This is a genomic window from Streptomyces sp. CNT360 (assembly GCF_000424785.1).
Genome location: NZ_AUKO01000002.1, coordinates 423563 through 444809, shown reverse-complemented (window position 1 = coordinate 444809; position 21247 = coordinate 423563). Strand labels below are relative to the sequence as shown.

Here is a 21247-nt window from a genome sequence, read left to right as displayed (position 1 = left end):
GCAGGGAGCCGATTTGTCAAACCGGGAAAGCGCCGAGTTGCGGAGCGAGCAGGAATACGTCGACCACCTTTATGCCCGGGTCGACACCCTGCGCCAAGAGGCCGCCTCCGCGCTGGAGGAGGCGCAGACGCCGGAGAGCACCACCCGGCAGGCGCGGGTGGAGCGGGACGTGCGCGTCGCGGAGCGCTCGGGGCTGCTGAGCGCGTTGAACGCGGTGGACGGCTCGCTGTGCTTCGGCCGTATCGATCTCACCGACGGCGCCTCGCACCACATCGGCCGGATCGGGCTCCGCGAGGAGGCGGAGGACGACCCCGAGCGCACGCCGATCCTCATCGACTGGCGCGCCCCGGTGGCCCGGCCGTTCTACCTGGCCACCGGGCACACCCCCATGGGTCTGCGCAGGCGCCGTCACCTGACCACCATCGGCCGTACCGTCACCGAGCTGCACGACGAGATCCTCGATCTGGGCGACGCGGAGCGCACCGGGCACGAGGACCCGACCGGCGACACCGTCCTCCTCGCCTCCCTCAATGCCGCCCGCACCGGCCGCATGACCGACATCGTGCGCACCATCCAGGCCGAGCAGGACCGCGTCATCCGCGCCCCGCACCGGGGCATCCTCGTCGTGGAGGGCGGGCCCGGCACCGGGAAGACCGCGGTGGCGCTGCACCGGGCCGCCTACCTGCTCTACGAGCACCGCGAGCTGCTCGCCAAACGGGCCGTACTCATCGTCGGCCCCAACCCGGCGTTCCTCGCCTACATCGGCGAGGTGCTGCCCTCCCTCGGCGAGACGGGGGTACTGCTGTCCACCCTGGCCGAGCTCTTCCCGGGCGTCGAGGCGCGCGGCACCGACAGCCCGCACGCCGCCGAGGTCAAGGGGCGTGCGGAGATGGCGGAGGTCCTGCGCCTCGCCGTCCGCGACCGGCAGCAGGTGCCGGAGCCGGGCGAGCCGATGGTCGTCCCGCACGACGACGGTGACCTCCTGCTGGACTGGCACCTCGCCGACGAGGCACGCGAGGCCGCCCGTGCCACCCGCCTCCCGCACAACCTGGCCCGCCCGCACTTCGCCTTCCGCGTCATCGACGCGCTCACGGCCCAGTTGGTCGAACGTATCGGCACCGATCCCTACGGCGGGCCCAACCTGCTGGGCCCGGACGACGTCGCGCAACTGGGCAAGGCCGTGGCCGGCAACCCGGAGGTGCACGCGGCGATCGCCGAGCTGTGGCCCCGACTGACGGCCGAGGAGTGCGTCGCCGACTACCTGGCCGAACCCACCCGGCTGACCGACGAGGAGACCGCGGCCGTCCGTCGACCCGTCACCTCGCCCGCCGACTGGACACCGGCCGACGTCCCGCTGCTGGACGAGGCCGCCGAACTGCTCGGCCACGACGACAGCGCGCAGCAGGCGGCCGCCGAGGCCGCACGCCAGCGGCGCATCGCCTACGCGCAGGGCGTGCTCGACGTGGCCCGCGGCTCCGAGTCCTTCGAGTTCGAGGACACCGAGTCGGAGATCCTCGCCGCGCACGACATCATCGACGCCGAGGGGATGGCCGACCGGCAGGAGGAGACCGACCACCGCACGGCGGCCGAGCGGGCCGCCGCCGACCGCACCTGGGCCTTCGGGCACATCATCGTCGACGAGGCCCAGGAACTCTCCCCGATGGCCTGGCGGCTGCTGATGCGGCGCTGCCCGTCCCGCTCCATGACGCTGGTCGGCGACCCGGTCCAGACCGCCGAGGAGGCGGGGGTCGGCTCCTGGGACGCCATCCTCGAACCCTACGTCGAGGACCGCTGGGAGCACACCCGGCTCGGCGTCAACTACCGCACCCCGACGGAGATCATGGAACTGGCAGCCGGGGTCGTCCGTGCCGAACGCCCCGGTTTCGAGCCGCCCTCCTCGGTCCGCTCCACCGGCACGCTGCCCTGGATCCGGCAGGTGCCCGACGGCCTGGCTGCGGCTGTCGCCGAGGCGGCGGGCGCCCAGTCCGCCGCGGAAGGGCGCCTCGCGGTGATCGCCCCCCGCAGGCTGCACGAGGAACTGGCCGCCCGCCTACCCGGCGTCGCCGCGGGCGCCGAGCCGGATCTGGCCCGGCATCTGGTGCTGCTGGTCCCGCGCCAGGCGAAGGGGCTGGAATTCGACCGCGTCCTGGTCGTGGAGCCCGCGGAGTTCACCACGAGCGATCTGTACGTGGCGCTGACCCGCGCCACCCAGACCCTGGGCGTCGTGCACCAGGCGCCGCTCCCGCAGGGGCTGGCCGGTGCGGTCGGTGCGGGCACCGCAGCGCCCGCATGACGCTGTCGACCCGGTGAGGCCGGTAACCGCGTGACCCCGTCGGCCGGTTGATGAACCGGACGGTGCCGCGAGCCGTGGTGGGGTGCGACGGCGTCGCGCACGACCACGGCGTGCGGGCCGACTGGCGGTGGGAAGTGAGGAGTTCCGCTTCACCTCTTGACGTTGGTCCATACCTTCGGCACGGTGCTGTCCCGTGATGTGAGAGCGCTCACCCCCCACCTCAGAGGAGCGCAAGTCATGACCATGGCTACGCCTGTGCGCGGAGAGACCGGGGCACCGGCTCCGGGGCGCCCGGGAGGGGCCGCACGGCCCGACAACCCGCGAACCGCGAGCGCGCGACGTCACTTCCCCCGGCCCGGCCCCGCCCTGGACGGCGCCCCTCCCCAGGGCCAGGCCCGGCAGGCAACCCGCACCGAAACCACCGGGCCCGGCGGGGAACCGCCCGCCGGCCGGGTGACCGTCGCGAACACCGGAGGTTCCACCCCGTGACCCCTCTCAGCCGACGCGGACTCCTGCGTACCGCCGCGGCCACCGCGCTCGCCGTACCCGCCACCGGGCTCATAGTCCAGCAGGCGAGCGCGGGACCGTCCCGCACCAAGGCGGCCGGGCTGCCGCTGAAGATCGTCAACAACAGCGGTGCCTACGACAACGGGTCGATCCACGTGTACATCGTGGGCAACGACGGCACCAACCAGTGCCATGTCACCCCTGAAGGGGAGCTGCAGCCGGTCCAGGTGTCCGACAACGGTCCGGACGGCTACACCGACTACGCCATCCCCCTGACCGGCTCCGAGACCACCATCCAGCTCCCCGAGATGTCCGGCCGGATCTACGTGTCCTGCGGCGAGAAGCTGAAGTTCAAGGCCGTCGACGGCGACCAGGGCGCCGCGCTGGCCTACCCCGCCGCCTGGGTCGAGTCGGACCCGAACTACCCGATCGTGCACGACTGCGCCGAGTTCACCTACAAGGGCGGCGCCATGTACTGCAACACCACCATGGTGGACATGTTCAGCGTTCCGCTGGCCATCGCCCTCCAGGGCGACTCCGACCAGACCACCGGCACGCTCAAGGCAGGCGCGCGCAACGCCATCTTCGAACAGGTCAAGTCCGTCGAGGCGTTCTCCCAGCTCGTCATCGACGACAAGCGTGTCATCGCCCCGGGCCACGGCCTCGGCGCCGGGCTGTTCGCCGAGGACTACTTCGCCGGCTACATCGACGAGGTCTGGTCCGCCTACGGTGGCAAGGACTTGAAGGTGACCACCAACGCGGGGACCTTCACCGGCCGCGTGTCGGGCGACAGCCTCTCCTTCACCGGCCCGGGGTCCGTCTCCTTCTCCAAGCCCACCACCAAGGACGTCCTCTTCTGCGACGGCGCCCTGGCAGCACCCAACGACGGCACCACCGGGCCGGTGGCCGCGATCCTGGGTGCCGCCTTCAACCGCACGACGCTGCTGTCGACGGCCGACCAGCCCACCACCGACCCGGCCGCCTTCTACCAGGGCGACGTCACCCACCACTACGCCAAGGCCATGCACGACGCCACCGAGGACGGCAAGGCCTACGGCTTCGCCTTCGACGACGTGGCCGGCTTCGCCTCGTACATCGAGGACGGCGGCGCGAAGGAGATGACCCTCACCCTCACCCCCTTCGAGTAACCGGGCTGCGCCCCCCCTCCCCGGGCGCGGGGAGCCCGTCCACCGGGTGTGGCAGAGTGCGGGCCACACCCGGTGGCACGAGCGAAGGGGAACGGGGGGGACGGGGATGGACGGGGCACGGACCGCCACCTGGGGCCTGATGGTGGGGGAGTACCGGGGCAGCGGCTCCGGGCTGACCTGGATGACCCGCGCCCTCGGCCACACCATCGGCACCCGCCGGGACGCGAGGCGGGCGCTGTACGAGCACGCGCTGCACCACGTCCCGGTGCACCCGCGCGGCGGCGCCCACCGCCGCTGGGTCCACGACGACAAGGACGGCGGCTACCTTCTCGTCGTCGAAGGAACCGCGTCGGTCTTCCACTGCCGCTTCACCCTGGCCAGGCTCCTCCACGACAGCGCCGCCCCGCACGGCCCGGCCGCCGCCCCGCCCACCGTGCCGCCGCCCCCGGCCGGCCCGCCGCCGGGTGCCTGACACCGAGTGGTGGGCCCGGTCGGTGAGACCGGGCCCTGTCCTCGCTGTCGCCGTGCCGCGGCCGTACCGACCGTGCGCGGCCCCTCGGCTCAGAGGGTGCCGCGGGCCATCGCCAGCAGGCGGTCCAGCACGGCCGCGTCGACACGGATCCCGTCGTGGGCGTGGGTGTCGGTGATCCAGGGCCGCAACCCGCGTACCAGCGAAGCGGTGTGCAGCGCCTGGTCGCGGTCGACGAACATGTCGTCGTGGTAGACGGCCGCGACGACCGGCACCTCGTTGGCCGCCAACCGGTCCACATCGTAGAGAGCCGGCCAGTCGGTGCGCCGGGCCAGCACCTCCGCGGTCTCCCGCAGCGGCACCAGAGCGGGATCCTCCTCGAACTGCCAGGGGTAGATCATCTCCCCGGTGAAACGGAGCGGCCCGGCACCGCCCTCGGTGATCCCCGCGGCGTCGAAGGTGGGGAACTCCTCGCGGACCCGGTGCGCCGACCACGCGGTCGGCCTGCCGCCCTGGGCGTAGATCGGCTCGTGCAGCAGCGCGTAGAGGGGGCGTTCGGCGAAGGAGAGCACCGCGTCGGCCCCGCGCAGAAAGGCATCCGAGAGTTCCGGCCCGCGCGGCCCTGTGACGAACGCCGTCTCCAGCAGATAGTGCAGACTGTCGAACTTGGCGGCCGTACCGAAGGTGATGCCCAGCGTCTGGAAGCGGCGCACGCTCAGCCGCTCGCCCGACGGCATCCGCACGTCGTGCCGTGCCAGGTGTGCGGCAACGGCGTCGGCGAGGGCCTGGTCGCCGGGGTAGCGGGCGAAGTAGCGCTCGTTGTGCGCGAGGGTGCGGACGTAGGCGGCGCGGTAGACGTCGTCGGCGTGCCCGGTGAGCGTGGGCAGTCCACCGGCGATCAGCACCTGGGCCAGCCCCTCGGGGGCGAGGCCGAGGTAGGTCAGCGCACAGAATCCGCCGAAGCTCTGGCCGAGCACGGTCCAGGGCGGTGCGTCCTGCGGGGCCGAGCCGCCGTGCAGGTGGCCGCGCAGCAGTTCGGCGTCGCGGACGATGGAGTCGGCGCGGAAGTGCGCCAGGTAGGCGGCGCTCGCCTCGGCGTCGGGGAAGGCGGCCAGGGTCCTGCGGTTCGCGGGCGTGCTGCGTCCGGTGCCGCGCTGGTCCATCAGCACGACCCGGTGCTCCCGCAGCGCACGCCGCAGCCAGGCACCGGCGGCGTGGGGGCGCTCGGCGCGTCCGCCGGGGCCGCCCTGCAGCCACAGCAGCCGGGGCAGTTCCTCCCCCTCGCGGTCCGCCGCGACGACCTCGCGGGCGAACAGGGAGAGCGAGGCGCCGTGCGGGTCGGCGTGGTCCAGGGGGACGTCGAGGGTGTGGTCGGTGCAGACCAGTCCGTCGTGGCGGTAGGTGACCGGGGGCTCGGGACGGGGCCCGGTGGGGGAGTTCATGCGTGGCTCCAGGAAGAGGGCGGGGCGGGGAGGTGCGAGGGCCGCCCTCCCCGCCCGCGGTGCGAGGGCTGGTGCGCTGCCTGTCAGTAGCCCGCGACGCCGAGCTCGGCGCAGATGCGGACCAGCTCCGGGTGCACGTAGTGGCCGTCCTTCTCGATGGCCTCGCCGTCCAGATAGAGGGAGGGGCCCAGCACGCTGCCGTCGGTGTGGGCGGCCGCGACCCACGGCTCGCCACCGATCCAGGCGCCCTTGGTGCCGATGCCCAGCTCCACGCAGCCGAAGACCCGCTCGTCCTCCACGATGCGTCCGGTGGGGGCCGGGACACCGGGGTTGAACCCCAGCGACCAGTGCGCGACCCGGAACATGTTCGGGTCGTCCCACGACTCCATCCAGCGGCGGAACGTCGCTGCTTCCTGGCCGCCCTCTACGGCGGTCACGACGCCGTTCTCCACGGTGCAGCGGACCGGGGAGCGCAGCAGCCCCAGTTCGTCCGGCGGCCACAGCGCACCGTCGAAGACGAGCGTGCCGTTCTGCGTCTCCTCCAGGGGGTTCCAGGAGATCTGCCCGGAGAGCATGACGGTCTCGCCCGGCTTCTCGGCGGGCTTGCCGCGCAGATTGACGGGGCGGTCGCCGTTGCGGCCGCGGATGTCGGTGCCGTTCGCGGAGGTGATGCGCACCTCGTCGGCGTCCTCCAGCAGCTTCACCAGCGCCTTGCCGAGCCGTATGACACCGTCGAAGTCGGGGCGGCCCACGGTGGCGACGAGCATCTGCACGTCCATGGCGGTCAGGTTGGTGTAGCGGCAGCCGTTGTGCATGGCGGTGCGGAAGGCGTCGGAGTGCATGAGGTAGGAGACGGCGAACTCGATCCACACGTCCGCGTCCGCGATGGCTCCCGCGACCGGCCGGGGCGGCTCCATGGACGAGCCGGGCAGCGTCTCGTACCAGACGACGACGGGGTGGGCACCGGCGGCGGCGACAGCGTGCGCGGTGGCGTCGACGACACGGCGGTCGCTGCTGGTGTCACCGGTCAGGACGACGTGTTCGCCCGGCTTGACGAGCATGACCTGCTCGACCAGCTTCCGTGCGGCCAGCGCCAGTTCGAAGCCGAGGTACTCGGGGCGCGGTTCGAGACGGCTGTGCATTTCCATGGGGTCTCCTCGTGCTGCGTGCGTCGTACGGTGGGCCGGCTCCGCGTGGTGGACGGAGCGTCCGGCGCGGCGGGCCGGCGGCTGGGTGCGGGAGGGGGCGGGCGGGCCCGGCGGGGGAGCGGGGCGCTCATACGGGGCTCACCCGGCCTTGATGATCTGCGCCGAGTCCCCCAGCGAGCTGCCCGCGATCAGCCCGGCACCGACCAGGTTGAGCTCCGTGTCGGCCCGTTCGCCGCCGCGCAGCCGCCGGTAGACGACGCGCACCGCGAGTCCGGCCAGCACCATCAGACAGGCGTGCGGGGTGAGGATCAGCAGCCCGGTCGCCAGCATGACGCCCATCTGCCGCCGGGTACCGCCCAGCAACTGGATCAGCGCGCCGGGGATCGCCCACAGCAGCATCGTGCGCAGCGCGTCGCTGTCACCGAGTCCGTGCCGGACGGTGTCCGCGTAGACCTGGGCGACCGGCGGTATCAGCCCCTGCCGGAAGTACGACTGCCACAGCACGGCCACCACCGCCAGGGCCACGGCGAATCCGATCAGCGCCGCCCGGAACTGCTCGCGCCTCCCGGCCCGTTCCCACGGGTCCCAGGGCCGGTGGTCGCGGCGCAGCAGCCAGCCCGCCTTCAGGTCGTACCCCATGTCGGCGAACGCGGGCCCGGTGGCCGAGACATAGCCGACCAGCAGGGCGAGCGGTACCGAGGGGATGCCGATGACCAGGCCCAGAATCAGGAAGATCAGTGTGACGGCGAAGGACGGGAACCAGCCGGACTGCATCGCGGCCAGCCCCACGATCAGCTCGTGCACCAGTGCCGCCAGCGCGGCGAACAGCACCCAGCCGACCAGCGCCGGCACGCTCATCCGTCCCAACAGCCCGCCCGCCACGGCGAGCACGGCCGCGCCCGCTGTGAACAGGGCGTAGCCGCGCAGCAGGGCTCGGCGGAGCGCGGCCTCGTCCACGACGGGAGCCGCGGGGGAGGAAGACGCGGAAGAGGTGGCGGGGGGCGTGGCGGACACCGGCTCCGCACGGGCACCGCGCCGCTTTCCGCGCCGTGCCAGGACGGTCACCGCCTGCCCGAGCGCGACCAGCCCCGCGCCGACCATCACGCCGTGCGGTACGTAGCCGGTGCCCAGGTCGGTGCCGAACAGCTCGGGTCCGAACTCCCGCAGTCCCAGCCCGATGCCGAACATCAGCAGCGCCCAGATGTTGCCGAGGAAGGCGACACCGGCGGCCGAGAGCGGCAGCTGGAAGAGGGTACCGACGAGTCCGGCCACCGTGCCGCCGGCGAGCACCGCAGCCCGCTTGCCGCCCTTGTCCCCGGCCTGGATGGTCTCGGCGGCGGCCACCCCCGGGGGCCACGGGCCCTCGGCGGGCAGCAGTCGCGAGCCGAAGGAGCGGTAGAGCACCCAGGCGTCGATGAGCAGGCCGATGAACGAGCCCGCCAGCATCGGCCACACCAGGTCCTTGCGACCGAAGACCCAGGGCACGGCCGCCGAGGTCAGCAGCGCGTTGGCGGCGGCGAACGTCGCCGCCGAGATGGCGGTCTGGGCCAGATTCTGCCGGTGCACCGAGCGCATACGGCGCAGCAGCGTCAGCGGCATGCGGCCGATCAGCATGGCGAGGAGCGCTCCGACGACCGCCGTGTTCGCGGAGATCCCCAGCTTGGCCACCAGATCGATGCCGATGACGGCACCCACGACGGACAGCACGACCAGGACGGTGCACACGAACGGTTCGGTGGCCCGCGGCGGGGAGGCGGGTGCTCCGCCGGGTGACACCTCGGTGGCGTCCGTGTCCGGTGAGGCGGAAGAAGGCATGGCGGACCTCGCAAGGGCAGGGCGGAGCCGCGGCAGGGCGCGGGAGCACGCCGCGACCGGGCTGATGTGCGGAAGGGAGGAACCGGATACGGAAGTCGGGACGGGGGAGAGGGGGCAGCGGTAGGGGTCGGCAGGCGGTCAGTCGCCGAAGGCCCTGGTCGCCTCGGCCGCCCCGGCCCGTACGGCTGCCACGAGGGAGTCGGCGGCGGCCTCGACGCGGTGGGCGGGACCGATGACGGTGAGGGACGCCGCGACGGAACCGGCCTGGAAGACGGGGGCGGACACGGCGGTGACCGCCTCGTCGTACTCGCCGTGACTGATGCCCCAGCCGCGCTCGCGGAGCTGTGCGTACCGCTCCAGCAGGGCGTCGAGGCCGGTCAGGGTGGTGGGGGTGAAGCGTTGCAGGGCGGTGGCCCCGAAGATCTGCCGGATCTCCGCCTCGGGGTAGTAGGCGAAGATCGCATGTCCGGAGGCTCCGGCGTGCCCGGGCATCAGGGCGCCCACCAGTGCCGTGTAGCGGATCGGGCCGGTGCCGTCGACGGCGGCGGCGCAGCGGTAGCCGCCCCCGTTGGGCACGTTGAGCACGACACTCTCGCCCGTCTCGCGCAGCAGGCGCGCCAGCACCGGCCGGACCAGTGACGGCAGCACCCCGCTGTGCTCACCGACCCGCGCCAGCCGGGAGACGGCCGGTCCGAGCCGGTAGCGGCGGGTCGTGCTGTCGCACATCAGGAAGCCTCGTTCGGCGAGGGTCGTCAACAGCCGCTGAGCGACAGCCTTGTCCCAGCCGTGGTGCCGAGCCAGCTCGCTGACGCCCCACTCGGGCCGCTGCTCGGTGAAGGAGAGCAGCGCCACCAGGGCGCGGTCGGCGGACTGCAGCGTCGCCGTCGCGCGGCCCGGCGCCCGAGCGGTCGCCGGGGCTGTGCCGGAATCTTCCGTCGCGCGCGGCGACCGGCCCGTGGTCCCGGCCATCCGCCCACCTCCTGCTGTGCCGTGCTGCCTGCCGTGTCGCACCCTGTGCCGGTGCGCTCAGCGCAACGCTGTTGCGCTGTGAGGGGAGCACTATGGGTCCGGCTCACAGAGGTGTCAAGGGTTTCGCGGACGCCGGGGGCCCTGGGACGGCGAAACGCACCACAGGCCGACCGGGCCGGGACCGACCGGACCGGGCGGGGCTTCCAGCATCCCGCGGTGGCCACCCGTCCGGACGTGACCGCCGCCACGCTGTCGGGCCGTGCCACCGGGCTACCCGTACTGTTCGGACTCCGGCCTCCCGGCCCGAGACCGACCGAAGAGCACCGAAGGAAGGGCGCGATCACCATGGCCAAGGGCAACCCCGACGGCGAGACGATGCAGGCGATGACCTACGACCGGTTCGGCGGCACGGAGGTGCTGGCCGTGACCCGGCAGCCGCTGCCCAAGGTGGGGCCGGGAGAGGTGCTGGTCCGGGTCCGCTGCGCGGCGGTCAATCCCGTCGACTGGAAGATCATGGCCGGCGGTCTGAAGGACCTGATGGACACGGTCTTCCCCGTCGTTCCGGGCTGGGACGTCGCCGGTGTCGTCGAGCAGGTCGGGATCGATGTGCCCGAGTTCTCCCGTGGGGACGAGGTGATCGCCTACGCCCGCAAGGACTACGTGCACGGTGGGACGTTCGCCGAGTTCGTCACCGTCCCCGTGCGGTGCCTGGCGCGGCGCCCCTCCTCGTTGACCTGGGAGCAGTCGGCGGGCCTCCCCCTGGCGGGGCTGACGGCCTACCAGGCGCTCACCCGGCTGGGGACGGGCCGGGGCGAGACGGTGCTGGTGCACAACGCGGCCGGCGGGGTCGGTTCCCTGGGGGTGCAGATCGCCCGGGCGAAAGGGGCCCGCGTCATCGGCACCGCCTCGCCGGCCAACCACGGGCGGCTGCGGGAACTCGGGGCCGAACCCGTGGCCTACGGCGAAGGACTCCCCGAGCGGGTACGGGAGTTGGCCCCGGACGGCGTCGAGGTGGTCGTCGACTTCGTCGGCGGAGTCCTCGATGCGACACTGGCCGTCCTGGCCGACGGGGGCCGCCACGCCTCCATCGCGGACGACACGGTGACGCGCCACGGCGGACAGTGGATGTGGGTACGTCCCGACGCGGACGGCCTGACCGCGCTGGCGGACCTGGCCGACGCGGACCGGCTGTCGGTCAGGGTCGCCGAGACGTTCCCGCTGACCGCACTGGCCGACGCCTTCGAACTGAGCCAGGCGGGCCACGTGCACGGCAAAATCGTCGTCACCCCCTGACACCACACCTGCCAAGGGCCGCCCCGCCCGGCGCGGGTGCGGCCCCTCACCGCGGGCCGCGTGGCGGCGACGGCGGGGGCCCTCCGCGTCCGGTCCGCCGCCCGGAGCGGTGACGCAGCCACCACGGCAGGCCGTACCAGCACACCGCGAACCAGAGCATGACGCAGCCGACCAGGAACTCCGCGAGCAGCCCCGGTACCACCACGCGCAGTATCAGCAGCAGCGTCCCGCTGATGGTGAGCGAGAGGAGCACCATTCCGCACACCATGAGCCGCCCGGCGGCGTGCACCACGTCGTCCTTCATGCGCTGTCCCGACAGGAACCGGTGGAGGGAGACGGGGGCGATCAGTGCCGCGGTGGCGGACGCGCCGAGCACCACGGTGACGGTGTAGACGACGCGGTCGAAGGTGTGCAGGTCGCGGAAGAGCGGGGTGAAGGCGACGCTGAGCAGGAAACCGAAGAGGATCTGTACACCGGTCTGGGCGACCCGGGTCTCCTGAAGGGTCTCGATCCATCTTCGGTTGACGCGTTCGCGTGCCGACTCCGGCGGCTCCGCCTCGTCCACCGCCCGGCCGTCCGGGCCCGGGCCCGGTACCGGTTCGCCTCCCGGGGCCGCCCGGTCCCCGGCTCGCGCCTGCTCGGCCGGCTCCTGTGTGAGGGCCATGGCGTTCTCCCCGTCCTCCCCGTTCTCCCAGTCCTTCTCGACGTCCCGCTTCGTCCCGCTCGCCCCGTCCGAGGGAGGTTCAGGTGCCCTCTGCGGCCGCATGTATGCGCAGGCCGGTGCCGGCGGGCGTGCTGTGGAGGCGGGGTGCCCGTCCGAGGCGACGGCCCGTCCTCCCGTTCGGGTGAAGCGTGATAACTGTCCGCGGGCTGCCGGGGTTCGCCAGGGTGATCCACGTGAAAGAGCCGAGAAGGAGATCCGGTGATGAAGAAGATGTGGGCAGCGGCGACGCTCACGGCCTCCCTGGTGGGCGCCTCCGCCGCCGCGGCACCCCAGGCCCTGGCCGTCGGTGACGACCAGGGAACCACCACGGTCAACGGCAACGGTGCCGACCAGTCCTACGGCAACGCCGCGACCGGCGGCAACGGGAGCCCGCAGTTCGAACTCGTGCAGGGCACTTTGAACAAGCTGTGTGTCGGGCTGCCCGCCGACGTCAACGCGGGGTCGGTCGTCGGCATCATCGCCAACGTCGCCGTGCAGGACGTCAACGTCCTCTCGCAGCCGCAGAACCAGCAGTGCGCGGACAACTCCGCGCAGGACAAGGGTGACGAGCCGCTCTCGCACGTGGTGGACGACGTGCCGCTGCTGTCGGGGAACGGCGCCGGCAACCGCTGAGGAGGACGAGTCGGCCACGGGCCGGGCACCGGCGTGTACCGGTGCCCGGCCCGTGGCCGTGCCGCGCACTACGGCGCCGGGTGGACCAGGACGTGCGAGAGTGCCATCCGGCCGGTACCGGTCAGCTTGAGGGCGACGTACCGGGTCGTGCTGTGCAGGTCCACCGGAGTGGGGCGCAGCGCGGTGCCGCGCACGTGGACGGTGCCGGTGTCGGTGACGACGTCGAAGTCCGCGGTGGCCATCTCCGAGTCGTTCCACACCTCGACCCGGCCGACGCGCTGGGGGCGGCCGAGGTCGACGCGCCACCAGGCGCCCGGCTCGGCGAGCGTGCGGGTGTCGGTCGTGACGTCGCCGTCGAGCGCGAGGTCCGCCGCGGCCGAGCCGTCGGTGGAGGACTGGCTCGCGGTGCCGCTGCGAGCCAGGTCGCGGCGCAGGGGATCGACGGGCCCGGGACGGGCCCCCGCCGAGGCCGCGGTACGCAGGGCCTCGGCCGGCAGCGTGTCCAGCCCGGTCCGGTTGCCGGTCATCACCGAGCCACGGCCACCGAGGTCGGGGGCGGCGGTGTCCGCCCAGTTGCCGCGCACGGTGTTCTCGATCCCGTAGTCGGCCCAGTTGGAGACCCACTTGTAGCCGACGCGGGTGACCACGTTGCGCTCGACACGGATGTGGCTGCTCTGTTCGTCGAGGTAGATGCCGTTGCCGTCGCGCTCGGTGTTGCCGTACCCCGAGCGGTCGAGGTAGTTGCCGCTGATCACCGTGCCCGGCTGGGAGCCCTGGGTGTAGACGGCGCCGCCGTCGTGCTGGGCGTGGGCCACCTCCAGCACGTGGGTCAGCCGGTTGCGGGTGATCTGGTTGTCGCGGAGGACGGAGCGCCTCGCCTCCGGCTGGTTCCAGCCCCAGCCGACGGAGATGCCGGAGTAGGGCAGATGGTCGAGGGTGTTGTGGTCGAGGGTCAGTTCGGCCTCGTACCCGGCCCAGATGCCCACGGAGTCGGTGTACTCCACGCCCGTGTGCCGGATGGTGTTGCGGGCGACGGTGTTGCGCTCGCCCGTGAGCGCGTCGGTGGGGCGCGGCTCGGTGTCCCCCACGTAGACGGCGCCGGAGGACAGGTCGGTGAAGGAGGAGCGGGTGACTGCGGAGTCCTTGGTCCCGGCTTCGAGGACGGCGCCCGCGCCGCCGAGGTGGCTGAACCGGGCGCGGTCGACGGTGATGCCGCGCCCGCCCCGCACGGTGAGCGCTGCGGACGGCTTGGTGTAGTGGCGGCCGGCGTGGTCGACGGGCCCGTTCGCGCCGGTGAGGGTGAAGCCGGCCTGGGCACCCGCGTAACCCTCGTCGGTGTCGGGCTGCCGGTAGGCGGCGTGGGCGAAGGAGATACCGCTGACGGTCACCCGGTGTGCGCCGTCGATGACGAGAAGCTGCTCGGTGTGCGGGGTGACGACCTGGGCGCGGCGCATGTTCTCACCCTTGCGCGGCAGGTAGGTGACCGTGCGCTCCTTCGAGTTCCAGGCGAACTCACCGGGTGCGTCGAGCAGTTCGACGGCGTTCTCGAAGAAGGCGACTCCGCTGTAGCCCTCCGAGTCGACCGTGGTGCTGTCCCAGGACGGGCCGGTGCGCCCGGTGCCGCTCGCGGAGTTGGTCCAGCACGGCCGGGCGAAGGAGAGGGTGTCCCCGTGCACGCCGGTGATCCGGCAGTGGTAGTTGCGCCAGCGGACCTTGACGACCGCCTCGGCGTCCGCGGGTCGCTTCCACTCGGCAGCACCGGTTGCCTCGGCACCATTCATCCCGGCCGTGGAGGCGTCGCAGACCTCGGCCGGGCAGGCCTCGCCGCGTGCCCGGGTGGCGCGCTTGCCGTCCACGAACATCTGCCGCGGGGTGACACCGTCGGGCACACGGGTGCTCCAGGTCCCGTCCCCGTGGGGGGACCAGCCGGCCAGTGCCCTGCCGCCGGACAGCACGGGGTGGGCGCCGGGGGCGGCACCCCAGGTGACGGTGTGGCCGTCCCGTCCCGAGTCCCGCGCGCCCAGGCGCAGCGGCCCGGTACGCGTGAACGTGCCCGACCCGAGGAGGATCCGCACGTCGCGGCCGGTCACGGTGCGGGCCGCGTCCCGCGCCCCCTCCAGGGAGCACGGGCGGGCGGCGGTGCAGGAGTCGCCGTCACCGTGTGGCGCCGCGTAGAGGGTGCGGGGCCCGGGCGCGGCCTGCGCGGCGGGGAGGAAGGGCAACGCCAGGAGTGTCGCCGTCAGTACGGCGGTGGCCGCACGGCGGAGTGCGGGCAGGGTGTAGGGGAGACGGTTCACGCGGCTGCCTTCCAATCGGGTCGGCCGGGCATGGGCGGGTTGACGGGGCCGAACAGCCAGGCGCGCAAGAACCTTTCCAAGGAGCGGTCACCGGTCTCGCGCACGGCGTGCCGGACGAAGTCCTCGCTGGTGACGTTGCGGTCCTTGAAGCGCTCGGGCCACGACCGCATGACGCGGGCGAAGCGCCGCTCGCCCGTCCGCAGCCGCAGCGCGTACAGGACGAGTGCGCCACCGTCGTAGATGCTGGTCCCGCCCAGCTCCCCAGGGCGCCCGGGCGGCCCGTGCTCGGCGCGGACCTTGTCGAGCTGGGCATAGGTGGCCTTCATCTTCTCCTCCAGGACCGACCAGCCCCGCTCCTGCCCGTAGAGCGCCGCGTAGTAGACGGCGGGCCCTTCGTTCAGCCACGCCTGCTGCCAGTCGGCGGGTGTGACGGAGTCGCCGTACCACTGGTGCACCAGCTCGTGCACCATGGTGGTCTCCCACACCGGCCGTCCCTGGTCGTCGGGCTCGAACCAGTGCGTGGAGAAGAGGCTGAGCGTCTGGTTCTCCAGGGCGTCGGAGTAGCCGTCGTAGAGGTGGCAGCCGTAGAGGGAGAACGGGTAGCGCCCGAACTTCGCCTCCAGCCAGTCGAGGTGGTCGGCGGTGCGGGCGACGACGGGCCGGTACGTCTCCTCCTGGCCCCGCGGGACGAGGTGCCGCAGCGGCAGGCCGCGGTGGCTGCTGCCGTACAGGTACGTGCCCTTGACCACCGCGATGCCCACGAGTTCGGTGGCCATGCGCTCACGCAGGGCGAAGTGCCAGACGCTGGAGCCGTCGGCGCGCGGCGTCCTGCGCAGCAGCTCGCCGTTGGCGGCGGCGACATACCCCTGGGGGGCGGCGATGTGGAAGGTCCAGGTCGCCTTGTCGGAGGGGTGGTCGTTGCAGGGGAAGAAGGTGTCCGCCCGGGAGGACTGGGCGGCGCAGGCGAAGCCGCCGTCGGAGCCGAAGTTCCAGCCGGTCAGCCCGGAGCGTGGCCCCTTGCCGTTGCCGTGGTAGCGGACCTCGACCGTGAAGGCGGCGCCGTGCCGCAGCGCCCGCTTCGGGGTGACGGTGAGCTCCTGCCCGCTCTCCCCCTCGGACAGCTTCCAGGCGGCCGCGTGCCCGTCGACGGCGACGGAGTCGATCGTGTGGCCGTCGGTGTCCAGGTTGAAGGCGGAAAGGGCCTGGGTGGCGCGGGCGTGCAGCACGACGCGGCCGGTGTAGTCGTACCGGGTCGGGGTGAAGTCGAAGGTCAGGTCGTAGTGGCCGACCCGGTAGCCGCCGTTGCCCAGTGTCGGGAAGAGCGGGTCGCCGAGCCCGTCGGAACCCGGTCGCGGAGCCCGCCCGGCAAGGCCGCCACCCCCGGGGCCGTTCGGCTGCGCGGCGAGGGCGGGAGCAGCGAGGGCGGGAGCGGTGACGGCGGTGGCCACCGCTGCTCCTCCCGCACGCAGGGCGGTACGCCGGCTGGCGGGCTGACGGCTCATTTCGTCCCCTTCTGGACGGCTTCCTCGAACTCGGCTCGGGCCTTCTCGGCGCCCTTGTCCAGGTACTCCTTGACGAGGCTGTCGTAGGCGGACATCGGTTTGCGGCCGGAGATGATGTCCCCCAGGCCGTCCTGCTTGAGCGTGAGGAGGCTGCCGCTGCCCTTGGCTTCCCAGGTAGGGGAGAAGAGCGCGAGGGTGGGGTTGTCGGCCACCTTCGGGATCATCTTCGAGTAGGCCGCGTGGACGTGGCGCACCGCGCTCTCGGATGCGGAGTCGAAGACGGCGGGGACGGCCGAGGCGAGCATCTTCCATGGCGCCGCCACATCCTGGGTGCCGCGTTTGGTGAGCACCGGGTTGCCGTGCTTGTCCCGCGTGAAGTCGGTGCCCTCCACGCCGTAGTTGATGAGGGTGTACTCCGTGCTGCCGAACGGCGCGGCAGCGAAGTCCGCCACGGCGAGCACCTGTCTGACGCGTGCGGGCGACGCCTTCGAGATGAAGGTGTTCGACAGCGTCACGTTGTCCGTCCAGGCGACGGCACGCGGGCCGAACGGGACCATGGGGCGCGGGTCGTAGGACCGGTCGACCGCGGCCATGGCGGCGACGTAGCCGGTGCTGGGCGTCAGGTAGGTCGGCATCCCGTCGTAGACGTAGGCGGCCTTGCCGCTCTTGAACAGGTCGGTGTACTGGGCTTTCTGAGCGCCCGACATGCCCAGCGAGCCGGGATAGAAGCAGCCCGCCGCATGCAGCTTCCGGGCCGTCTCGACGGCGAGACGGTACTCGTCCGTTTCCAGGTCGGCGGTGAAGGTGCCGCTCCTGGCGTCCATCCGCCAGAAGTAGGGCGCACCCGCCGACATGGCCAGCAGGTTGGTGACGTTCGCCATGATCGCGTACTGGTCCTGCCTCGGCCGGGTCAGTTCGCGGCACAGCTCGACGAACCGGTCGAGTCCGGTGATCTCGTCGAGATCGTCGACTCCCGCGCGGGCGAACAGGTCGTGGCGGTAGACGCCGGCGCCGCCCGTGACACCTCGGGAGATCGGTATGCCGTACAGCTTTCCGTTGAAGACGGCCTTCTGCCATGCGGACTTCGGGATCGCGGCGAGGTTGGGGTAGGCGTTCACCTTGTCGCCGGCGAGGAACGGCGTCAGGTCGGCGCAGGTGGCCGCGAGGAAGCCGGCGATGTTGTCGACGCCGCCGGTCTCCGGGTACATGAACAGATCGGGCAGGTTGTGCCCGGCGATCATGGTGGAGAACTTGCCCGGATAGTCGTCGGCGGGCACGGCCGTGAGGTCGACGGAGCCGCCCAGCTTCTTCTCGATCGCCCGCCACGCGGCGTTCTCGTCGCGCCCGGTGGGCGGCGGTGCGAAGGTCTCCACGGCGGCCGAGACGGGGTCGGCGCCCCGCAGCGGATGCCCCTCGACGGACGGGAGCGGCTTCGCCGGGTAGCGGAAGAACGCCTGCGGCACCCCCTCGGACGTGCCCGGCAGATCCGGCTTCAGGCCGATGTCGCGCAGCGCGGTGGTGGGCAGCAGTGCGGAGCTGCGCGGCCCGGCCTCGGCCTGTACGCCCCCGTCGCCGCAGCCGGCCAGCAACGGGGTCCCGGCGAGCCCCAGGGAGAGCCCGGCAGCGGTGCGCAGCAGCGCTCTGCGGCCGATCGGGGTGGAGGGCGGCACCTGGTCATCTCCTTGCGTAGGGAGGGGCGGGCGGAGGGCGACGGGGCGGGGCCGGGCCGGTGGGACGCGCTCAGCCCTTGACGGCACCGGTGAGGACTCCCTTGGTGAAGTAGCGCTGGAGGAAGGGGTAGACGAGCAGGATCGGTACGACGGCGACCACGAGAACGGCCATCTGCACGGACTGGTGGGGCGCGGTGGTCTCGCCGAGCGCGGTCCCGCTCAGGCTCTGCCCTTGCAGCACGAAGGTCCGCAGCACCAGCGGGATCGGCCACTTCTCCGCGTCGTCGAGATACAGCAGCGCGTTGAAGAAGGCGTTCCAGTAGGTGACGGCGTAGAAGAGGCTGATCACGGCGAGGACGGCCTTGGACAGCGGCAGGACGATGCGTACCAGGATGCGCAGGTCGCCCGCTCCGTCCACGCGTGCCGCATCGAGGAGTTCGTCGGGCAGGTTCATGAAGAACGAGCGGAGGACCACCAGGTTGAAGGCGCTGACCAGGGTGGGCAGCACGAGCGCGGCGTAGGTGTCGTAGAGGCCGAGCTGGTCGATGAGCAGGAAGTTGGGGATGATGCCCGGGTTGAACAGCATCGTGAACAGGGCCGTCATCAGCATGAACCGGGACCCGGTGACCTCCCGCCGGGACAGCCCGTAGGCCATGCCGATGGTGATGAGCAGGCTGGCGGCGGTGCCCAGCACGGTGATGCCGACGCTGACCAGCAGGGCGCGCAGGACGACTCCGCCGGTGAACAGGGTGCGGTACGCCTCCAGGGACGGGTGGTCGGGCCACAGGACGAGCCCGGTGCTTTCGACGATGTCGGTCTGGGAGGCGAAGCTCGTCCCGATCACGCCCAGCAGCGGGTAGGCGACGGCGAGCACGACCACCGTGAGGGCGACGGCCTTCGCCGCCACCGTGCTCCTGCGCGGCTGCTCCTGCCACGGCGGTCGGTCCACCGTCGCGCGTCGCCCCGCGGCCGCGGTCCACGCGGTGGTGCGGCGCGCGCGTCCGCCGGGCTGCCCGGTGCGGGGGCCCGGTACCGGTGCGGAGTCGTCGGTGCGTTGGTCAGCGGTCAGCACCGCGGTACACCCCTTCGTGGCCGAGTCGGTGGGCGAACGTGTTGGCGCCCAGGACGAGGGCGGTGCCGATGACGGCCTTGACGAGGCCCACGGCCGCGGCGACGCCCCAGTCGTTGTCCTTGATGCCGTGGAAGTAGACGTAGGTGTCGAGCACTTCTCCGGCGCCGGGGCCCACCGCGTCCCGTTGCAGCAGGATCTGTTCGAAGCCCACCGACAGGATCTGGCCCAGGTTGAGGATCAGCAGCAGGATGATGACCGGGGCGAGCCCTGGCAGGGTCACGTGCCACAGCCGTCGGGCCGGCCCGGCGCCGTCGATCGCCGCGGCCTCGTAGCTCTGCCGGTCGATGTTCAGCAGTGCCGCGAGGATGATGATGGTGCCCCAGCCCGCGTCCTTCCAGACGGTCTGCAGGGTGAGCAGCCAGGGGAAGGCGTCCGGGTCGCTCATCATGTCGTAGCGGGGCAGCCCCAGGTTGCCCAGGACGTCGGGGAGCAGGCCGGCACCACCGAGGATCTGCTGGAAGACCGAGACGATGATGACCCAGCCGATGAAGTGCGGAAGATAGACGACGCTCTGCACGAAGCGGCGGATCCGGTCGCTGGCGACGCTGTTGAGCAGCAGGGCCAGTGCGATGGGCACCGGGAAGAAGAAGACGAGCTGGACGACGGCGATCTGCACGGTGTTCCCGGCCGCGGACCAGAATGCGGGCTGCGCGAACGCCGCCGTGAAGTTGCCGAAGCCCACCCAGACGCTGTGCAGGTAGCCGAGGTAGGGCTGGTAGTCCTGGAAGGCCACCACGTAGCCGAGCAGCGGGACGTAGTGGAAGACCACGAAGTACAGCAGCCCGGGCAGGGCGAGCAGCAGCATCACCCGGTCCCGTTTGATCCGCTGCCACAGGCCCAGCCGGCGTCCGCGGGCCGGGGCGGCGGGTCTTCGGGCGCCTTCGGGTGGAGAGTCCAGCGGTACCGGGGGAGCTGTGTCAGCCATGATGCGGTCCTGTCGGGCTGGGGCGATGCCACGGGGCCTACTGGGCCCGCAACGTAGTAACCGCTTACGTGAAGCGTCAAGAGAGGGAACGTCACGCTGTTCCTGCTTCGCTGGTGGACCGCTTGACGCGGCTTCAGGCGATCCCTAGCTTTTCCCTCAGTCCATAGAATGCGTTTACTGTCCGGAGGCAAGGTGCGCACCACCGACGAGGCGCCGGCACAAGCCGGTACGGACACCCCGGCGCGGCCCGACCGCCGCCCGCGCACCCTGCTGGCCATGGCGCCGGGGCTGACCGACCGCCTCTTCACGGCTCCCACCCGGGCGTTGCTCGACGAGACGGCGGAGCTCCAAGCGCCCGAGCCCCTGGCGGAGTTCGGATCCCCGCAGTCGCGGGCCGCCCTGGCCCGCTGCGAGGTGCTGCTCACCGGATGGGGCTGCCCGCCCGTCGACGCCCGGCTGTTGGAGCACGCACCCGCTCTGCGCGCGGTCGTCCACGCGGCCGGTACAGTCAAGACCTTTCTCGGGCCGGCCGTGTTCGAGCGGGGGATCGTCGTCTCGTCCGCCGCCGCCGCGAACGCGCTGCCCGTCGCCGAGTTCACCCTCGCGGCCGTCATCATGGGCGCCAAGCGCACCTTCCCCCTCGCGGAGCTCTTCCGCACCCGCCGCACCCACCGCACGGGAGCCGACCTCGCAGACCGCCACTGGCTGGGCACCAACGGGCTGACCGTCGGCGTCGTCGGCGCCTCCCGGACGGGGCGGCGCCTCGTCGAACTCCTCGGCGCCCTGGACGTCCGCGTCCTGCTGTACGACCCCTACGTGACCGCCGCCGAGGCGTACGCCCTGGGGGCGAGCCCGGCCGACCTGGACACCCTGCTGGCCGCCAGTGACGTGGTGACCCTGCACGCTCCTGAAACCCCGGCCACCCGCCACCTGTTGGACGCCCGCAGGATCGGCCTGATGAAGGCCGGCACGCTGTTCGTCAACACCGCGCGGGGTGCGCTCGTCGACACCGAGGCGCTCACCGCGCACCTGGCCGCCGGAAGGATCGACGCCGTCCTCGACGTCACCGACCCCGAACCCCTCCCACCCGACCACCCGCTGTGGGAGCTCCCGAACGTCCTGCTCACCCCCCACCTGGCGGGGGCGCAGGGCAACGAGACGGCGCGGCTGGGGGCGCTGGCCGTCGACGAACTGGCCCGCTACGCGCGCGGTGAGCCGTTCGCCCACCCGGTGCGGCGCACCGAGTGGGAGCGCCTGGCGTGACGCTCCGCACGCCGCGGGTCATAGGCTCTGCGCCACAG

At 72.3% G+C, this 21247-nt stretch carries 16 protein-coding genes; 6 read left to right on the top strand and 10 right to left on the bottom strand.

Going from position 1 to position 21247, the window contains the following annotated elements:
- Positions 1 to 13: 13 nt before the first annotated feature.
- From H297_RS0106460 to H297_RS34890, 3 genes are all read left to right on the top strand, one after another.
- Positions 14 to 2293 (top strand): AAA family ATPase, encoded by a 2280-nt coding sequence (locus H297_RS0106460; RefSeq protein WP_027736369.1) that lies wholly within the window; start codon positions 14 to 16, stop codon positions 2291 to 2293.
- 485 nt (positions 2294 to 2778) lie between these two features.
- Entirely contained in the window at positions 2779 to 3948 is a 1170-nt protein-coding gene (locus tag H297_RS0106455) for a beta-1,3-glucanase family protein (protein WP_027736368.1), read from the top strand.
- A gap of 106 nt (positions 3949 to 4054) precedes the next feature.
- Positions 4055 to 4420, top strand: coding sequence for a hypothetical protein (locus H297_RS34890; RefSeq protein ID WP_051351593.1), 366 nt, complete (start codon positions 4055 to 4057; stop codon positions 4418 to 4420).
- Between the two features lie 89 nt (positions 4421 to 4509).
- Here the strand turns inward: H297_RS34890 and H297_RS0106445 are convergent, their stop codons facing one another.
- The 4 genes from H297_RS0106445 to H297_RS0106425 all read right to left on the bottom strand — a co-directional run bounded on the left by H297_RS0106445 (position 4510) and on the right by H297_RS0106425 (position 9791).
- On the bottom strand, positions 4510 to 5859 hold the full coding sequence (locus H297_RS0106445) for an alpha/beta fold hydrolase (protein WP_051351592.1): 1350 nt from the start codon (positions 5857 to 5859) through the stop codon (positions 4510 to 4512).
- A gap of 83 nt (positions 5860 to 5942) precedes the next feature.
- On the bottom strand, positions 5943 to 7007 hold the full coding sequence (locus tag H297_RS0106440; RefSeq protein WP_027736366.1) for a 2,5-dihydroxypyridine 5,6-dioxygenase NicX family protein: 1065 nt from the start codon (positions 7005 to 7007) through the stop codon (positions 5943 to 5945).
- Between the two features lie 138 nt (positions 7008 to 7145).
- Positions 7146 to 8822, bottom strand: coding sequence for an OPT/YSL family transporter (locus H297_RS0106435; protein WP_078513788.1), 1677 nt, complete (start codon positions 8820 to 8822; stop codon positions 7146 to 7148).
- 138 nt (positions 8823 to 8960) lie between these two features.
- Positions 8961 to 9791 (bottom strand): IclR family transcriptional regulator, encoded by an 831-nt coding sequence (locus tag H297_RS0106425; RefSeq protein ID WP_027736364.1) that lies wholly within the window; start codon positions 9789 to 9791, stop codon positions 8961 to 8963.
- Positions 9792 to 10166: 375 nt separating this feature from the next.
- Between H297_RS0106425 and H297_RS0106420 the strand changes: the two genes are divergently transcribed.
- Positions 10167 to 11084: an NADP-dependent oxidoreductase gene (locus tag H297_RS0106420; RefSeq protein WP_199787164.1), complete on the top strand. Its 918-nt coding sequence runs from the start codon at positions 10167 to 10169 to the stop codon at positions 11082 to 11084.
- A gap of 46 nt (positions 11085 to 11130) precedes the next feature.
- On the opposite strand, the gene H297_RS34885 is transcribed toward H297_RS0106420, so the two are convergent.
- Entirely contained in the window at positions 11131 to 11748 is a 618-nt protein-coding gene (locus H297_RS34885; protein ID WP_051351591.1) for a DUF6328 family protein, read from the bottom strand.
- 261 nt (positions 11749 to 12009) lie between these two features.
- Here H297_RS34885 and H297_RS0106410 point away from each other — a divergent pair, with 261 nt between their 5' ends.
- Positions 12010 to 12420 carry a rodlin gene (locus tag H297_RS0106410; RefSeq protein ID WP_027736362.1) on the top strand — a complete coding sequence of 137 codons (411 nt, stop codon included), beginning with the start codon at positions 12010 to 12012 and terminating at the stop codon, positions 12418 to 12420.
- Positions 12421 to 12488: 68 nt separating this feature from the next.
- On the opposite strand, the gene H297_RS0106405 is transcribed toward H297_RS0106410, so the two are convergent.
- From H297_RS0106405 to H297_RS0106385, 5 genes are all read right to left on the bottom strand, one after another.
- On the bottom strand, positions 12489 to 14717 hold the full coding sequence (locus tag H297_RS0106405) for a right-handed parallel beta-helix repeat-containing protein (protein WP_051351590.1): 2229 nt from the start codon (positions 14715 to 14717) through the stop codon (positions 12489 to 12491).
- A complete protein-coding gene (locus H297_RS0106400; protein WP_027736360.1) occupies positions 14714 to 16219 on the bottom strand; it encodes a M1 family metallopeptidase in 1506 nt (501 codons plus the stop codon). The genes H297_RS0106405 and H297_RS0106400 overlap by 4 nt, the downstream gene beginning before the upstream one ends.
- Positions 16216 to 17889 carry an extracellular solute-binding protein gene (locus tag H297_RS0106395; RefSeq protein WP_027736359.1) on the bottom strand — a complete coding sequence of 558 codons (1674 nt, stop codon included), beginning with the start codon at positions 17887 to 17889 and terminating at the stop codon, positions 16216 to 16218. Before H297_RS0106395 ends, H297_RS0106400 begins: the two co-directional genes overlap by 4 nt.
- 70 nt (positions 17890 to 17959) lie before the next feature.
- A complete protein-coding gene (locus H297_RS0106390) occupies positions 17960 to 18838 on the bottom strand; it encodes a carbohydrate ABC transporter permease (protein WP_027736358.1) in 879 nt (292 codons plus the stop codon).
- Between the two features lie 109 nt (positions 18839 to 18947).
- Entirely contained in the window at positions 18948 to 19946 is a 999-nt protein-coding gene (locus H297_RS0106385) for an ABC transporter permease subunit (RefSeq protein ID WP_027736357.1), read from the bottom strand.
- A 276-nt stretch (positions 19947 to 20222) separates the two neighbouring features.
- Here H297_RS0106385 and H297_RS0106380 point away from each other — a divergent pair, with 276 nt between their 5' ends.
- Positions 20223 to 21209: a hydroxyacid dehydrogenase gene (locus tag H297_RS0106380; RefSeq protein ID WP_027736356.1), complete on the top strand. Its 987-nt coding sequence runs from the start codon at positions 20223 to 20225 to the stop codon at positions 21207 to 21209.
- The last annotated feature ends 38 nt before the right edge of the window (positions 21210 to 21247 follow it).

Excerpts from the sequence above, each read along its gene's own strand:
- H297_RS0106425 (WP_027736364.1), bottom strand. The coding sequence starts at position 9,791 with ATGGCCGGGACCACGGGCCGGTCGCCGCGCGCGACGGAAGATTCCGGC.
- H297_RS0106400 (WP_027736360.1), bottom strand. The coding sequence starts at position 16,219 with ATGAGCCGTCAGCCCGCCAGCCGGCGTACCGCCCTGCGTGCGGGAGGA.
- H297_RS0106445 (WP_051351592.1), bottom strand. The coding sequence starts at position 5,859 with ATGAACTCCCCCACCGGGCCCCGTCCCGAGCCCCCGGTCACCTACCGC.
- H297_RS0106440 (WP_027736366.1), bottom strand. The coding sequence starts at position 7,007 with ATGGAAATGCACAGCCGTCTCGAACCGCGCCCCGAGTACCTCGGCTTC.
- H297_RS0106435 (WP_078513788.1), bottom strand. The coding sequence starts at position 8,822 with ATGCCTTCTTCCGCCTCACCGGACACGGACGCCACCGAGGTGTCACCC.
- H297_RS0106420 (WP_199787164.1), top strand. The coding sequence starts at position 10,167 with ATGCAGGCGATGACCTACGACCGGTTCGGCGGCACGGAGGTGCTGGCC.
- H297_RS34890 (WP_051351593.1), top strand. The coding sequence starts at position 4,055 with ATGGACGGGGCACGGACCGCCACCTGGGGCCTGATGGTGGGGGAGTAC.
- H297_RS0106410 (WP_027736362.1), top strand. The coding sequence starts at position 12,010 with ATGAAGAAGATGTGGGCAGCGGCGACGCTCACGGCCTCCCTGGTGGGC.
- H297_RS0106385 (WP_027736357.1), bottom strand. The coding sequence starts at position 19,946 with ATGGCTGACACAGCTCCCCCGGTACCGCTGGACTCTCCACCCGAAGGC.
- H297_RS34885 (WP_051351591.1), bottom strand. The coding sequence starts at position 11,748 with ATGGCCCTCACACAGGAGCCGGCCGAGCAGGCGCGAGCCGGGGACCGG.
- H297_RS0106380 (WP_027736356.1), top strand. The coding sequence starts at position 20,223 with ATGGCGCCGGGGCTGACCGACCGCCTCTTCACGGCTCCCACCCGGGCG.